Source organism: Variovorax paradoxus (genome assembly GCF_030815855.1).
GTDB classification, from domain to species: domain Bacteria; phylum Pseudomonadota; class Gammaproteobacteria; order Burkholderiales; family Burkholderiaceae_C; genus Variovorax; species Variovorax paradoxus_M.
In genome coordinates this window covers 912,489-926,439 of sequence record NZ_JAUSXG010000001.1, presented here as the reverse complement: position 1 = coordinate 926,439, position 13,951 = coordinate 912,489, and the positions used below count along the sequence as shown (strand labels likewise).

Genomic DNA, 13,951 nt, shown 5'->3' with positions numbered 1-13,951 from the left:
ACAGGCATGCAAGGAAAGATCGGGCTCGAGGAGCACTTTGCGATTCCCGAAACGCTGCAGGACTCGGCCGGCTTCGTGCCGGGAGCCTATTGGAAGGAGCTCAGCGCCCGGCTCCTCGACACCCATGAAGGCCGGTTGCGCCAGATGGACGCGCACGGCATGGAGATGATGATCCTGTCGCTGAACGCGCCCGCCGTTCAGGCAGTGCCCGATCCCCAAAAGGCCTATGAGCTTTCGGTCCGGGCCAACGACTTTCTGGCCGAGCAGGTCGCGAGGCGGCCCGACCGCTTTCAGGCATTCGCCGCCTTGCCGATGCAGGATCCTGAAAAGGCAACCCGGGAACTCGAGCGCTGCATGACCGAGCTCGGCTTCCGCGGCGCGCTGGTCAATGGCTTCTCGCAGGTCGGCACGCCCGAGAACGCCGTCTACTACGACGCGCCGCAGTACGCGCCGTTCTGGGCCGCGGCCGAGCGGCTCGACGCGCCGTTCTATCTGCACCCGCGCAATCCGCTCGCGAGCTGGTCGCAGATCTATGAAGGCCACCCCTGGCTGCTCGGCCCCACATGGGCCTTTGCACAGGAAACCGCCGTACATGCGCTGCGCCTCATGGCGTGCGGCCTCTTCGATCGCCATCCCGGCCTCAAGATCATTCTGGGCCACCTGGGCGAAGGGCTGCCCTACAACATGTGGAGAGTCGATCACCGCAACGCCTGGGTCGAGGCGCCCAAGGGCTATCCGGCCAAGCGCAAGCTTTGCGACTACTTCCACGACAACTTCTATCTGACGACCTCCGGCAACTTCCGCACCCAGACACTGATCGATGCGATGCTGGAAGTCGGATCGGACCGAATTCTTTTCTCGACCGACTGGCCGTTCGAGAACGTCGACCACGCGTCGAACTGGTTCAACGACACCAGCATCAGCGAGGCCGACCGGAAGAAGATCGGCCGCACGAACGCGTTGTCGCTGTTCAAGCTGGCCTGATCCCGGATCGCGCGGAAAGGCACGACACGAATGATCGACATCGACGAATGGACCATCACCAGCGCGGCCTTGAAGGCGCACAGCGCAACGCTCGATCCGCGCCTGAAGACCGTGATGGACAGCCTGGTGCGGCATCTTCACGACTTCGCGCGCGAGGTGCAGCTCACCGAAACCGAGTGGTCCCGCGGCATCGACTTTCTGACGGGTGTCGGAAAGATCACGGACGACAAGCGCCAGGAGTTCATCTTGTTGTCCGACGTGCTGGGTCTTTCGACGCTCGTCACCGCGCAGTGCAACCGGCGCCCCACCGGATGCACCGAGGCGACCGTCTTCGGGCCCTTCTACGTACCCGATGCCCCGGCGTACGACAACGGCGACGACATCTCCAACGGCGCGAGCGGTGAACCCTGCTTCGTCGGAGGAACCATCCGAGGCATCGGCGGCGAGCCGATCGCCGACGCGAGCATCGACGTCTGGCAATCCGACGATGAAGGCTGGTACGACGTGCAGCGCCCCGAGCTGGACCATGCACAGGGCCGAGGCCATCTGGCCAGCCTGGAGGACGGGCGCTATCACTTCAAATCCATCGTGGCCGTGCCCTACGCGATTCCCCATGACGGACCGGTCGGCCAGATGCTGGAGAAACTCGGCCGCCATCCGTGGCGTCCCGCGCACCTGCATTTCATGATCAAGGCGCCGGGCTACCAGACGCTTATCACCCATGTGTTCCGCGCAGGAGGCAGCTACCTGAACTCGGACGCCGTGTTCGGCGTGCGCTCCTCCCTCATCGCCGACTGGAAGCGCCACGAACCCGGCATCGCTCCCGACGGAACGCGCGTGGAGGTGCCTTTCTACACACTCGACTACGACTTCGTCCTGAACAAGGCACCGAAAGACTAGAGGCATGAACCGCTTCGTCTACACCGCGAACCCCTCGCGCATTGTTTTCGGCCCCGACAGCATCGACCAGCTTCCGGCGGAAATCGAACGCCTGGGCGCCAGGCGTGCGCTCGTCCTGTGCACGCCCGGCCAGCGCGATCAGGCGCAAGCCATAGCCGACCGGCTTCCCGGCCGCATCGCGTTGATCTTCGATGAAGCGGTCATGCACGTGCCGGTCGAGACCGCGCGCAAGGCACGCGCACTGGCTTCGGAGCTCAAGGCCGACTGTGCGCTGGCGATCGGCGGCGGCTCCACCATCGGGCTCGGCAAGGCCATCGCGCTGGAGGCGGGCCTGCCGATCATCGCCGTGCCGACGACGTATGCGGGAAGCGAAGTGACGCCCATCTACGGCATCACGGAAGCAGGCCTCAAGAAGACCGGCCGCGACCCGCGCGTGCTTCCGCGCGTGGTGGTGTACGACCCCAAGCTCACGCTGTCGCTGCCCATGGACCTGACGGTCACGAGCGCGATCAATGCCATGGCGCATGCCGCGGAAGGCCTGTACGCGCACGATGGAAATCCGGTGATCTCGTTGATGGCCGAAGAGGGAATCCGCGCTTGCGCGGCGTCGCTGCAGCCACTCCGGGACAATCCGCGCGATCTGCCGGCGCGCAGCCTGGCCCTCTACGGCGCCTGGCTGTGCGGCACGGTGCTCGGTGCCGTGTCGATGGGCCTGCACCACAAGCTGTGCCACACGCTGGGCGGCACGTTCGACCTGCCGCATGCGCAGGTGCATACGGTGGTTCTTCCGCATGCGCTCCGGTACAACGCGGACGCGGCGCCCGAAGCCATGGCCCGCATTGCGAAGGCGCTGGGCGTCGCGGACGCGCCCACTGGGATTTTCGAACTGGCAAGAACGCATGGCGCCCCCGTGTCGCTGAGGGCGATCGGCATGCCCGCCGACGGGCTCGAACAAGCGGCCGAACTGGCAGCGGCGAATCAGTACCCGAACCCGCGGCCGCTCGAGCGAGTGGCGCTGCGCGCCTTGCTGGACCACGCACTCGAAGGCGCGCCGCCCACGCCTTGATCACTTGTTCCGCGCTTGCGGTGCAGGTTCGCGGCTCGATCGTTCATGAAAGAGACCGAAGATCAGCTCGCGCAGCCAGCGGTTGCCGCTGTCTTGATGAAACCGCTCGTGCCACTGCTGGCGAATTTCGAAGGGCGTGACCGCGAAGGGGGCGTCGACGCTGTGCAGATCCGCGCGTGACGCCACCATCGCCTTGGCGAGGCGAGCCGGCGCGGTCAGCAGCAGGCCCGACGTGGCGACGATCGACGACAGGCCCAGCGAGTGGGCGGCGGTGAGAACAACCTGCCGCCGATCGAGCGCGCCCGCCCTGTCCAGGGTTTGCTGGAGCTGCGAGTCGGTGGTTCCCTGAGGCCGGTACGCGATGTGTTCCGCCGCGAGATAGTCGTCGAGCTCGATGCTCTCGAAGGCGCCCAGCGAGGACGCCTTCGACATCAACACGACGAATGTCTCGTCGAACAGCCGCTGCTGGTAAAACGACGGTCCCATCGGTTCCCAGCTGCCCAGCGCGATGTCGATCTGTCCGTGGAGCATTCGCTGCCGGGCTTCAGCCATGGAGACGTCCACGGTCTCGAAGCGGACCCCGGGCGCGATGCCGCGCGCAACCGAAAGCAGCTCGGGCACCATGACCAGTTGCCCGATGTCGTTGACCGCGATCCGGAATGTGCGGCTCGAAGTCTCCGGCTCGAATGTGCGGCCTTGGTCGACAGCCTGCACCAGGCAGGCGATTCCTTCCTCGATCGGAGCGATCAGGCGCTCGGCGACGGGGGTGGGGACCATGCCGTCCGTCGACCGCACGAAGAGCGCGTCGTTGAAGCGTTCGCGCATGCGCTTGAGCGCGTTGCTGACCGCGGACTGCGTCATGCCGAGGCGGTCGCCCGCGAGCGTGACGCTGCGCGTGGCGTAGATCGCCTGGAACACCAGGAAAAGATTCAGGTCGATGGAGTTGATGTTCATCGCGCGGTCTCCGGTCAAGCCGTCATTCGTTGTCCAGGACCGCCAGGTTGTCGTAGACCATCCGAAGCATGTCCCGGAGGGATTCGGCTTGCGCCACGCTCAGTCCCGACAACGACACGCGCTCGTACACCTGGGCCAGCGGAATGATGCGCAACGTGAGATCGCGGCCCGCCGGGGTCAGGCTCAGCGCGAGCGCGCGGGCATCCTCGTCCGATCGATCGCGCACCAGCACGCCGCGCTGCAAAAGGCCGTCGACCACCCGCGACAGCGTGGAGGGGTCCGTCGAGGTATGCAACGCGAGGTCGGAAAGCCGCTGGTGCGCCTTGTGATGCAGCGCGACGCAGACGCGCCACTCGGTCAGCGAGAGCTTGAACTGCTTGAGTTCCTTGCTGAACGACTGGCCCATTCTCATACCTGCGCGTGCAAGCAGGTAGGGAATGGCTCGCTCCAGGTCGTGATCTGCCGATTTATCTGCGGCTGCATTCAATTTTGGAAGCGTTTCAGCGTCAGCCTTGCGTGCCTTCCGAGGCTTCTCCTCGGGTGATTTTGTTCTGGCCATGCTGAATGCTACAGGCTAAATCCACTTGCGATATAGCGTAAACTCCGAGCATTTTTAATTGCGTTTGCAAGTTTTATCAGCTTCAATCGAGCCTTCCTTGCCGCGCTTCCCCCAAATCATTTGGAGACCACCATGACCGACACTGCGAACCCGTTTGCCCAGCTAGACCGCGTGGACCTTCCCGCTCCAGGCCGAAAGTCACCCGTGAAGGATGCGCCTCCGATCGAAAAAATAGCTGCATCTGCAAGCAATCTGCTTCCAATGCTTCGCGCCCGCGCCCAGCGCACCGAACAGGACCGCCGCGTGTCCGAGGAAACGACGCAGGCGTTCCACGACGCGGGCTTCTTCAGGCTGATGCAGCCTGCGCGCTATGGCGGCTACGAGTACGGGTTTACCGCCTTCATCGACGTGGTCAGCGAGCTGGCACGGGGCTGCACTTCGTCGTCGTGGGGCTGCTCCCTGGGCGCCATCCACCAGTGGCTGGTGGCGATCTTTCCGGAGGAGGCGCAGGACGACGTCTGGCGCAAGGACCCGAGCGCGATTGTTTGCGGCTCGTATGCCCCGGCGACCATGGCCGAGAAGGTCCACGGCGGCTACGTCGTGCAAGGCAAATGGCTCTTCGCGTCCAACGTGGACAACTCGCAGTGGGCCCTGCTGGGCGTTCAGTTTCCGCCCGAAGAAAAGGGCGCCCCGCCGACCGCGGGCTTCCTGCTCGCGCCGCGATCGGACTGGTCGATCGAAGACAACTGGCACGTCGCCGGCCAGGCGGGCACGGGATCGAAGGCGATCGTCATCGACACGCCCACCTTCATTCCGGGGCACCGCAAGCTGACATTCGCGGAGGCTTCCTCCAACTCCCCGCCGGGCGCCAAGGTCAACACGAACCCGATCTACCGCATCCCTTTTCTTTCGGCGGTGCCGGTCTGCCTCGTGTCGCCGATCATCGGCACGGCGCAAGGCGCGGTCGACGAACTGATCGAGCTGGCCAGCTCACGGGTGACTCGGGGGGCCGTCGCCGGAGGCGGAAGCCGGCTCAGCGAGTTCTTTCCCGTGCAGTCGCGCCTGGCCGAGGCCTCGGCGAGCGTCGATGCGGCGCGGCTTCTTCTCTACCGCGACACCGCGCAGGTGGAGCAGATGGCGCTCGACGGGCACGTCATCAGCATCGAACAACGAATCCGCAATCGGCGCGACCATGCTTTTGCCGCGCGCCTCTCGCGCGATGCCGTCGAAGCGGTGTTCGCCAGCGTGGGAGGCGCGGGCCTGTCGCTGAACCAGCCGATTCAGCGCATGTGGCGCGACACGAATGCGATCTCGCGCCACATCAGCCTCAACTGGGACGCGGTCTCTTCGATGGTGGGCCAGTACCTGCTCGGCCTCGAGCCCAAGGGCCAGTACTGATCGAGGCGCGGCCATGTACTCCTGGGCTCTCATTACGGGCGATGCGGCCGAGACGGTCGATGCCCGCCAACTGCGGCAGGCGCTCGGCGCCTTCCCCACGGGGGTGTGCCTCGTGACCACCACGACGCCCGACGGCAAGCGCGAGGGCATGACGATCAACTCGTTCGCTTCGGTATCGCTGGATCCACCGCTGATTCTGTGGAGCATCCGCGACGACACCCGCAGCGCCGATGCATTTCTTGCGGCACGGCCGTTCAACCTCAGCGTGCTGACCGCCGGGCAGCGGGACCTGGCCTGGCATTTCGCCAAGCCCGCGGCGGACAAGTTCGAACGCTTCGCCGACGCATTCGAGACCGCGCCCAACGGATGTGCGAGGCTCATCGAGAGCGTCGCGACTTTCGAATGCTCGACCTACTCGCGCCATCGGGAGGGCGATCACACGATCATCCTCGGGCGTGTGGACCGCTTCTCGCGGACGGACACGCCGCCCTTGCTTTTTCATTCGGGGCAGATGGGGTCGCTGTGGGAACTTGCCGAAACCCTGGCGCGGCCCCGATGACGCACTCCCGAGGGCGTGGTCCGCGAAGGCTGCTTTCAGGCCGACGGTTTCGATCGACAGCCTGATGCAGGTCGCTGCTTGGCCCATCGTGTTCATGGTGCGCTGGTGCGATGTCAAGCGCATCGGCTGATCCTTTCTCCAGCAGTCGGACATGCCGCGCGGCAAGCCGGACGGATGCTAAATTGAGCCTGGACTCACGTCCTCGCAGCAACGAGGCCGCCGTTTCTTTCTGATACCGACGGATGAATTCACTCAACCTCGCGCTCTTCGACACACTCGCGGCGGGCTTCTCTCCCTCCCCCACGCTGCTGTGGTTCGCATCGGCGATCGCGCGGGGCTCGTCGTGGGCATGCGCGGCCATTCTTGCGTGGGTGGCATGGCGCCGCCCTGCGCAGTGCATCTGTGTGCTGGCGGTGCTGGCCGCTGCAGCAGCGGCTTCGTTGATCTCGCACGAGATCGCGGCTTACGTCGGTATGCCGCGCCCCTTCATGGTGGGACTGAGCCCCGCCCATGTGCCGCACGGTGCGCGCGCCGGCCTGCCCAGCACGCACGCGACGGTGATGTTCACCATGGCGTTCATGCTCCTGCTGCGGCGCGGGCTGCGTGATGTGGGGCTGCTGGTTCTTGCCGTGGCCACCGTCACGGCGTGGTCGCGCATCTATGCCGGCATTCATTTTCCGTTCGACATTGCGGCAGGTGCGCTGTTGGGCGCCTGCATCGCCGGGACACTGCTTGCGCTGCAGGCTGCAGGGCGCGAGTTCGTCCGCGCACCCGCCGCGGCGCTGGCGTGGCCGCTGCGCGCATTGGGTGCCGACATGGCGGGGCCTTCGCTGGTGCTGGTGTTCGGCTTCGCCGCGGCATGGATCGGATTGAACACGCCCGAGTCGATCGGTTCGGCGGTCCTGGCGGAAGACGGACCGGTCGAAAGCAGCACGGTTCTCCTGTATCTTGCCGCGGCGGCATGCCTGGCGGCGGTGCGTGTGGCATCGCTCTCGGGGTTGGACAGGACGGCCATCTGCATCGTGCTTGTTGCCTTTGCCGCGCGCGAAGCGGATGGGCACCTGGCGCACCTCGGCGGCCTGATCTTCGCGCCCATCGCCGTGGCCGGCGCGTGGCTCGCAAGGCGCGCCTGGTCCGCGCGCGACGCCTTGCGCGCAGGATGGCAATGGCGACCGGAAGCCACCACCCTGCTGACCTTTGCCGCAGTGATCGGGACCGCGATCGTTCTGGACCAGGTACCCGCGGCGCTTGCCGATCAGCGCATCTTGGGCGAGAGCCCCGCAGGCCTGACCCGCCATCTGATGCTCAGCTTCGAGGAGCTTCTGGAACTGGCGCTGCCGGCTCTTGCGTTGCTGGGTACCGCGCAGGCAAGGTGGGGCAGGGACCGGGGCGCCGACGGCGCCGGGCGTTCAACGCGCGCGGCACTTTCCGCGCGAGCCGGTTCATAGGACGCCGTCCCGCGAGCGATGAACTCAGGGCTTGGGCCGGACGAATGGCAGGGCCTTCTGCAGGAACACCTTGTGCAGCGCATCGAGCTCGTCCAGGTCGCGCTGCAGCGCCGACTTGTCGTACGGCTTGCCGGCGGCGATGTCGGTCATCCACCGGTCGTATTTGTCTCGCTGGCTGCGCCACTCTTCATACGCGATGCGCAGCTCGTCCCATTGAACAGTCATGACGGCAAGCCGGGCCCGGTCATGCGTGCGCGTGGGCGTCGGCAAAGAGCCGGACCATTTCGCGGTCGAACGCCGGCAGGTCCTTCGGGCTGCGGCTGGTCACCAGATTGCCATCGACCACCACCTCTTCGTCCACCCACTTGGCGCCGGCGTTCTTGAGGTCGGTGCGCAGCGAAGGCCACGAAGTCATCGTGCGAGCCTCGACCGCCTTTGCCTCGATGAGCGTCCACGGACCGTGGCAGATGGCGGCAATCGGCTTGCGGGCCTTGACGAAGTCCTGCACGAAAACCACCGCTGGCTCGTTGATGCGCAGCGCGTCGGGGTTCATCACGCCGCCGGGCAGCAGCAGCGCGTCGAACTCGTGCGCGGCCGCTTGCGCAAGCGGAATGTCGACGGTGAAGGCATCGGCCGGGTCGCTGTGCTTCCAGCCGCGCACGCGGTCGTTCCGGGGCGACACGATCTTCGTTTCCGCACCCGCGGCCTCGAGGGCCTTGCGGGGATCGGTCATCTCGGATTGTTCGAACCCGTCCGTCACGAGAATGGCGACCTTCATTCCTTCGAGTTGGCGCTTGTTCATGTGATTCCTTTCGTTGGTGCGTTGGTGTGCATGACCAAGGAACCAAGCTACAGGCCCCTGCGCACCAACCGGTCGGCACGTGTCGGCTCCCGGTGTCAGACAAGTCGCGCTACGCAAGGACGGGAGCGCACAACAAAAAGCCCCTGTCGCAGAAACTGCTACAGGGGCTTGTGTTTGGCGGAGTGGACGGGACTCGAACCCGCGACCTCCGGCGTGACAGCGGCCCCGAGGGGGAATTCTCCGGACGTCTCCGGACAAAAAATTCCCCTTTAAAAATATCAGCTTAGGTCATTCTTCTCGTCCAAAGCCGTTCGCCTGAATACACTGAAATCCACCGATTTTCAGGACGAGGCTAGGACGTGAGATGGCAAACATCACCGTACGAGGCATCGAGGCGCTGAGGGCGACTGACAAGGAATACAAGGTCACCGTGGACCGTGGCCTGTACTTGCGCGTTGCTATTGACGGGTCAAGACCTGGCACGTTCAGTACGTTGGCGGCGGCGGATTCAAGCGGTCTGTCTGGCTGCGGGCGATGAGAAATAAAAGGCAACCTTGCGGCCGCAGTCAAGTTGGCGCCACAGCTCTCTCCGGCTCGACCGCCTGTTCCCGCATCCAATCGATGAAGTTCGTCACTTCGCTGCGCTGCACGTGGCGCTGAGGACAGACCAGGAAATGGGCATGAACCTTCAGGCACCAGCGCTCGTCGAAGACCTTCCTCAATCGGCCCTGGTGAAGGTGGCCCGCCGCCACCGATGAGCTGTCCAGGGCGACCCCGAGGCCCTGCACCGCGGCATCGAGGGCCATGGATGTTCGATCGAAACGGAATGCGAACTGCCCGCTCGAGAACACGATCTTGCGGCTGCGGAACCAATCCCCCCATTGCACGATATTGACCACAGACTGGATCAACGGAAGGTTCAGCAGGTCTGCAGGTTTCTCGATGCGATGCTTCTCGATGAACGCCGGGCTCGCCATCGGCTGAATCCGTTCCTCGAACACGGGTTGCACGTTGAGATGCGGCCAGTTCGGTACGCCGTATCGGATGTCGATGTCGACCTGCCCGCTCGCAAAGTCGGAGTGAACGACGGACGACGACAGCGAGAGTGCGATGCCGGGGTGCGCCCGCGCGAAGTCGGCCAGTCGCGGCATGAGCCACAGGCTCGCGAAACTGGGCGCGGCATGAACGTACAGGGCGTTGCGAACACCCTTGCGCGCGTTGTCGGTTGCCGAGCTGATCGCGTCCAGCGCGCCGGAGACACGGCTCATGTATTCGCGGCCGGCTTCGCTCAGCTCGATGCTGCGCCCCGAACGCTCGAACAGCCGCACGGCGAGGAGTTCCTCCAGCTTGGCGATCTGGTGGCTCACCGCCGAGGGCGTCAGATGCAGTTCGATGGCCGCCGCGCTGAAGCTCGCGCGCCGAGCCGCAGCCTCGAAGGCAAGCAGGCAACTCAGTGGGGGAAACGACGACCTCATCGGGTAAACCCTTTATGAACGCAATTCACTTATCGCTGACGAAGTGTCGTTTGTCCTCATGGGTGCCTTCATCCATAGTTACCCACCCGCACATCACTATCACGGAGACAGTCCATGCTGCTTACCGATCGCGTCGCCCTCATCACCGGAGGCGCCGGCCTCAACGGCCTGGGGTTTGCCACTGCACGCCTGCTGGCGTCGCAAGGCGCCCGCGTCGTCATCACCGACCTTGAAGCCGCCGCACCCCTGCAGGTCGCTGCCACGCTCGGCGACGCCCACCTGGGACTGGTTGCCGACGTCACCAACAAGTTCGAAGTCGAATCCGCGGTAGCGCGCGTGCTCGATAAGTTCGGCCGGCTCGACGTCCTCGTCAACAACGCGGGCATCACGCAGCCGCGCAAGACGATAGACATCTCCGGTGCCGACTACGACGCCGTGCTGGACGTCAGCCTGCGCGGCACGCTGCTCTTCTCGCAGGCCGCGATTCCCGCCATGCAGCGTCAAGGCAGCGGCTCGATCATCTGCATCTCTTCCGTTTCTGCGCAACGCGGCGGCGGGATTCTCGGAGGCCCCCACTACTCGGCCGCCAAGGCCGGCGTGCTGGGTCTTGCGCGCGCCATGGCGCGTGAGCTCGGCACCGACGGCATCCGCGTCAACTCGATCACGCCCGGGCTGATCGGCACGGACATCAGCAAGGGCAAGCTGACCGAAGAGCGCAAGGCGCAGATCGCCGGCGAGATCCCGCTCGGGCGGATCGGCGTCGCCGAAGACGTCGCCGGCGCATGCCTGTTCCTCGCCAGCGACCTGTCGAGCTATTGCACCGGTATCACGCTCGACGTGAACGGCGGCATGCTGATCCACTGATTCATCCCATCACAACAACGGAGACAAACCATGAATCGCAGAAACCTTGCCATCCTCGTCGGCGCATGGATCGCCACGGGCGGCCTTGCCTTCGCGCAGGCGCCCGCCAAGCTCACCTTCGGCCACGGCGCCGCGCCGGGCAATCCCCGGCATGAGGCAGCCGTGAAGTTCGCCGAAACCATCAAGGCCAAGACCAACGGGCGCTTCGAGATCCAGGTGGCGCATTCGGCGCAGCTCGGCGACGACGCCGCGATGATCACTGCGCTGCGCTCGGGAACCATGGACATATCCGCCAACAGCCAGGGCGCGATGGCCAACGTGGTTCCGGAGTACGCAGCACTGGGCCTGCCATTCCTGTTCACGGACATCCAGAAGGCCTGGCAACTGCTCGACGGACCCGTGGGCGAAGAGCTGTCCAAGCGGACGGCCGCCAAGGGCATGGTTGTGCTCGGCTACTGGGACAACGGCATCCGCCACGTCACCAATAACAAGCGGCCGATCAAGACGCCGGCGGACATCAAGGGTCTGAAGATCCGAACCCCGCCCGACTCGATGACCATGGACATCATGCAGGCGCTCGGCGCAGACGCGCAGCAGATCAAGTTCTCGGAGCTGTACGTGGCGCTCCAGCAGGGGGTTGTCGACGGACAGGAGAACCCGTTGACCAACATCGCGTCAGCCAAGCTCTACGAAGTTCAGAAGTATCTTTCGCTGACAGGCCACAAGTACGAAACCAACCCCTTCGTGATGAGCAAGCGTTCATGGGAGCGGCTGAGTCCCGCGGACCAGAAGATCTTCACTGAAGCCGCGGTCGAAGCGACGCAGATGCAGCGAAAGCTCTCCAAGGAGGCCGACGAAAAACTGACCACCGAGCTGAAGGCCAAGGGTGTGCAGATCGACGCGGTGGATCGCAAGGCTTTCGTCGAAGCGACGAAAGCCGTCTACGCCAAATGGGCCGCGAGCCCGGCCGGCGACTTTGTCAAGCGGGTCGTCCAGCAAGCTCAGTAGCGCACCCGAAGGCAGACGAACTACGCAGCGCAGCGCATTGACGCGTCGCGTCGCGGTGAAGTCTGCCGTCCCGAGTTCATGACAGCGCCTCCGCGCGCATCCTTCCTTCTTCGAGGGCATTGATATGTCGTTCCTTCTTTTTCTTGACCGATGCATAAGCGCGGCGTGTCGCGGCATGCTCTATGTGACGCTGACTGTCGTCTTCCTGATCCTGAGCATCAACGTGGGCCTGCGCTACGTCGCGGGAACCAGTCTCGCCTCGGCATCCGAGCTGCCGGAACTCATGTTCCCCTGGATGATCATGGCCGGCGTCGTTCTGGCGGCTCAGCACGGCTCGCATATGGCGGTCGTCATGTTCACGCAGAAGCTGCGCGCGACACGTCGCTGGGTTCTGGCGGGCGGATCGCTGGCCGTCGCGGCGCTCTATGGATCGCTGGCGGTGGCGGCCTGGCCGCTGATGGAGATCGCCGCAGACGAACGCAGCCCCATGCTGCAGGTTCCCAGCTCGGTCAGCGTGTGGGCCTTGATGCTGGGCTTCTTTCTGCTGAGCATGGTGAGCTTGTGCAAGCTGCCAGCGCTGTGGCGCAGTGCCGGGACCCATGAGCCCGACTCCGAAGCCGTTGCGCACGGAGCCTAGCCATGACCGCGCTCATCGTTGGACTCTTCATCGTCACCGCGCTGCTGTCGATTCCCATTGCGCACGCGCTGGTCCTCGCCTCCGTCGGCGGGCTTCTCATCATCGGCCAGGTGCCCATGCACCTTGCGGTCGAGCAGATGATTTCGCAGACACAGAGCTTCCCGCTGATTGCCATTCCCTTCTTCATGATGACGGGCGCGCTGATGGTCAGCGGCCGCCTCGGCCAGAGCCTGGTGAGCCTGCTGTCGATGATGATCGGACGCGTTCACGGTGGCCCGGCCCAGGTGGGGGTTCTGTCGTCGACCATCTTCGGCGGCGTCTCCGGCTCGGCCGTGGCCGACGCGTCGGCGATCGGCTCGATGCTGATCCCCTGGCTCAAGAAGCTGGGCTATCCGGCACCGTTCGCGGCCGGGACGCTGGCTGCAGCAGCGACGATCGACATCCTGATCCCGCCGTCCATTCCAATGATCGTGTATGCGCTGGTATCGGGAGCCTCGATCGGTGCGCTGTTCGTGGCGGGCATCTTGCCGGGGCTGCTGATGTGCGCGGGCTTCATGGCGGTGTGCTACGTGCAGGGCCGACGCAGAAACTTCCCGCGCGACACGACGCCTTTCGAATGGCCTGCGTTCTGGCGGCTGCTCGCACAAGCGGCCCCGGCGCTGATGATGCCAGTGCTCATCATCGTCTTCCTGCGCTTCGGCATCGCGACACCGACCGAGGTGAGCGTGATGTCCACGCTGTATGCGCTGCTCGTCTCGGGGATGGTCTACAAGGATCTCACGCTCGCGAAGGTCAAGACTGCGGCGGTCGAGGCGGGAATCTCCACCGGCGTGGTGCTCCTGATCATCATGGCCTCGAGCGTCGTTGGCTGGATCGTGACCTACGAGCAGTTGCCGGCGGAGTTCACGCGCTTTGCAAAGGAAACGCTGCGGTCGCCCTGGCTGATCATCCTGGCGATGAACCTGATCATGCTCGCCACGGGCATGTTCATCGACTTGCCCGCAGCCGTGCTTCTGCTCACGCCCATGTTCGTGCCGCTCGCCGCGGCCGTCGGAATGGACACCGTGCAGCTCGGGATCATGATGATCGTCAACCTTTCGATCGGCCTCTATCACCCGCCGATAGGAACCACACTGTTCATCACCAGCACCATCGCCAAGGTGCGCATCGGGGACGTCGTGAAGGAGTTGATCCCGTTCTACTTCGTCGCGATCGGGCTGCTGCTGGGCTTTGCGTACCTGCCCTGGCTCACGATTCGCTGAAGCGCTCTCCCCTTTCTTCCATCTTTCAAGAAGGA

General features: G+C 64.7%; 15 protein-coding genes. 10 read left to right on the top strand and 5 right to left on the bottom strand.

Features of this window, described 5'->3' with window-relative positions:
* Positions 1–6: 6 nt before the first annotated feature.
* The 3 genes from QFZ42_RS04425 to QFZ42_RS04415 are packed head-to-tail and all read left to right on the top strand — an operon-like array spanning position 7 to position 2,950.
* Positions 7–984, top strand: coding sequence for an amidohydrolase family protein (locus QFZ42_RS04425; RefSeq protein ID WP_307699786.1), 978 nt, complete (start codon positions 7–9; stop codon positions 982–984).
* Positions 985–1,014: 30 nt separating this feature from the next.
* The gene (locus tag QFZ42_RS04420) at positions 1,015–1,884 is read left to right on the top strand and encodes an intradiol ring-cleavage dioxygenase (protein ID WP_307699785.1); all 870 of its coding nucleotides are present in this window, start codon (positions 1,015–1,017) and stop codon (positions 1,882–1,884) included.
* 4 nt (positions 1,885–1,888) lie between these two features.
* Entirely contained in the window at positions 1,889–2,950 is a 1,062-nt protein-coding gene (locus QFZ42_RS04415; protein WP_307699784.1) for a maleylacetate reductase, read from the top strand.
* On the opposite strand, the gene QFZ42_RS04410 is transcribed toward QFZ42_RS04415, so the two are convergent.
* Together QFZ42_RS04410 and QFZ42_RS04405 are read right to left on the bottom strand one after the other, a co-directional pair.
* Positions 2,951–3,904, bottom strand: coding sequence for a LysR family transcriptional regulator (locus QFZ42_RS04410; RefSeq protein WP_307699783.1), 954 nt, complete (start codon positions 3,902–3,904; stop codon positions 2,951–2,953).
* 22 nt (positions 3,905–3,926) lie between these two features.
* Positions 3,927–4,463, bottom strand: coding sequence for a MarR family winged helix-turn-helix transcriptional regulator (locus QFZ42_RS04405; protein ID WP_373423305.1), 537 nt, complete (start codon positions 4,461–4,463; stop codon positions 3,927–3,929).
* A 132-nt stretch (positions 4,464–4,595) separates the two neighbouring features.
* On the opposite strand from QFZ42_RS04405, the gene QFZ42_RS04400 reads away from it, so the two are divergent.
* The 3 genes from QFZ42_RS04400 (at position 4,596) to QFZ42_RS04390 (ending at position 7,868) form a co-directional block, all read left to right on the top strand.
* Positions 4,596–5,861 carry an acyl-CoA dehydrogenase family protein gene (locus QFZ42_RS04400; RefSeq protein ID WP_307699782.1) on the top strand — a complete coding sequence of 422 codons (1,266 nt, stop codon included), beginning with the start codon at positions 4,596–4,598 and terminating at the stop codon, positions 5,859–5,861.
* A 13-nt stretch (positions 5,862–5,874) separates the two neighbouring features.
* Positions 5,875–6,420, top strand: a complete 546-nt coding sequence (locus QFZ42_RS04395; protein WP_307699781.1) for a flavin reductase family protein — start codon at positions 5,875–5,877, stop codon at positions 6,418–6,420.
* 242 nt (positions 6,421–6,662) lie between these two features.
* Positions 6,663–7,868 carry a phosphatase PAP2 family protein gene (locus QFZ42_RS04390; protein WP_307699780.1) on the top strand — a complete coding sequence of 402 codons (1,206 nt, stop codon included), beginning with the start codon at positions 6,663–6,665 and terminating at the stop codon, positions 7,866–7,868.
* A 24-nt stretch (positions 7,869–7,892) separates the two neighbouring features.
* Here the strand turns inward: QFZ42_RS04390 and QFZ42_RS04385 are convergent, their stop codons facing one another.
* The 3 genes from QFZ42_RS04385 to QFZ42_RS04375 all read right to left on the bottom strand — a co-directional run bounded on the left by QFZ42_RS04385 (position 7,893) and on the right by QFZ42_RS04375 (position 10,145).
* Entirely contained in the window at positions 7,893–8,093 is a 201-nt protein-coding gene (locus tag QFZ42_RS04385) for a hypothetical protein (protein ID WP_307699779.1), read from the bottom strand.
* Positions 8,094–8,112: 19 nt separating this feature from the next.
* Positions 8,113–8,670, bottom strand: a complete 558-nt coding sequence (locus tag QFZ42_RS04380) for a type 1 glutamine amidotransferase domain-containing protein (RefSeq protein ID WP_307699778.1) — start codon at positions 8,668–8,670, stop codon at positions 8,113–8,115.
* 566 nt (positions 8,671–9,236) lie between these two features.
* Positions 9,237–10,145, bottom strand: coding sequence for a LysR substrate-binding domain-containing protein (locus QFZ42_RS04375; protein WP_307699777.1), 909 nt, complete (start codon positions 10,143–10,145; stop codon positions 9,237–9,239).
* A gap of 114 nt (positions 10,146–10,259) precedes the next feature.
* Between QFZ42_RS04375 and QFZ42_RS04370 the strand changes: the two genes are divergently transcribed.
* The 4 genes from QFZ42_RS04370 (at position 10,260) to QFZ42_RS04355 (ending at position 13,916) form a co-directional block, all read left to right on the top strand.
* A complete protein-coding gene (locus QFZ42_RS04370) occupies positions 10,260–11,009 on the top strand; it encodes an SDR family NAD(P)-dependent oxidoreductase (protein ID WP_307699776.1) in 750 nt (249 codons plus the stop codon).
* 30 nt (positions 11,010–11,039) lie between these two features.
* Positions 11,040–12,017 carry a TRAP transporter substrate-binding protein gene (locus QFZ42_RS04365; protein ID WP_307699775.1) on the top strand — a complete coding sequence of 326 codons (978 nt, stop codon included), beginning with the start codon at positions 11,040–11,042 and terminating at the stop codon, positions 12,015–12,017.
* Between the two features lie 124 nt (positions 12,018–12,141).
* Positions 12,142–12,654: a TRAP transporter small permease gene (locus tag QFZ42_RS04360; protein WP_307699774.1), complete on the top strand. Its 513-nt coding sequence runs from the start codon at positions 12,142–12,144 to the stop codon at positions 12,652–12,654.
* A 2-nt stretch (positions 12,655–12,656) separates the two neighbouring features.
* Positions 12,657–13,916 carry a TRAP transporter large permease gene (locus QFZ42_RS04355; protein ID WP_307699773.1) on the top strand — a complete coding sequence of 420 codons (1,260 nt, stop codon included), beginning with the start codon at positions 12,657–12,659 and terminating at the stop codon, positions 13,914–13,916.
* Positions 13,917–13,951 lie beyond the last annotated feature (35 nt).